Annotated in this window: 1 protein-coding gene and 1 pseudogene; one reads left to right on the top strand and one right to left on the bottom strand. The window is 76.4% G+C overall.

What is annotated here, in order from left to right; translation table 11 throughout:
- The coding region (locus tag KS423_RS46475; protein WP_224285659.1) for a LuxR C-terminal-related transcriptional regulator at window positions 1–358 on the bottom strand (358 nt) is incomplete at its 3' end.
- A gap of 132 nt (window positions 359–490) precedes the next feature.
- On the opposite strand from KS423_RS46475, the pseudogene KS423_RS46480 reads away from it, so the two are divergent.
- A pseudogene (locus KS423_RS46480) lies at window positions 491–812 on the top strand (hypothetical protein); the annotation flags it as partial.

Genomic DNA, 812 nt, shown 5'->3' on the forward strand with positions numbered 1-812 from the left:
GGGCAGCCGAGGCCGGTCCAGGGCCGGCCGGGTCGAGGCCGGCGAAGTCCGCCGGGCGCCCGGTCGGGCAGGGGCCCGAGGGGTGCGGCAGCGCGTCGGCCAGCAGGGCGAGGGCCTCCGCCTCGGTGCGGGTGCCGAGCTTGCGCAGGGCGCGCTGGAGGTAGCTGCGGGCGGTGGTGGGGGTGACACCGAAGGCGGCGGCAGTGCGGGGGAGGTCGTGGCCGGCCGCGAGGTGGGCCAGGGTCTGGGCCTCACGTGGGGTCAGTTTCCGCGGCGGGTGGACCGCTTCGGCTGCGGCGTGGGCGCGCTTGCGGTGGCGCTCCGGGGTGGGGGAGTCGGCGGTGGGTGGCGTGGTCATCAGACGCTCCGGGCCGGGGCACCGGCGGCTTGGGGGTGGGGTCTGAAAATGCGCATAAGCCAATAATCTGGGACACGTCGGCGGTTTGGCGCTTCACGGAGCATGGCGAGTCGCCTTGGCACCATGTGGCGCATGACGCAGCTGATGGGCCGTCCGATCCTTGAGTCGCCCGGCGAGTTGGGCGGGCGACCCGCACTGGCCGACCTGTTGACGGGAGTGCGGACGGCGCTGGTCGGCCTGGCGGCGGTCGGGGTGCCGGTGCTCGGGCTCTGGGTGGTGACGCCGTACGCGGACGGCGGCGCGGCCGCCGTCACCCGGTTGGCGGGGGTGCTCTGGCTGCTGGGCCACGGCGCGCCGGTGCTGCGCGGGGCGGCGGACGCCCCGCTGACCGTCACTCCGCTGCTGCTCGGCGCCCTGGCCGTGGTCCGGCTCTACCGGGTGGGCGCCGGGGTGG

This window comes from Streptomyces sp. LS1784, from assembly GCF_020103755.1.
Lineage (GTDB): Bacteria > Actinomycetota > Actinomycetes > Streptomycetales > Streptomycetaceae > Kitasatospora.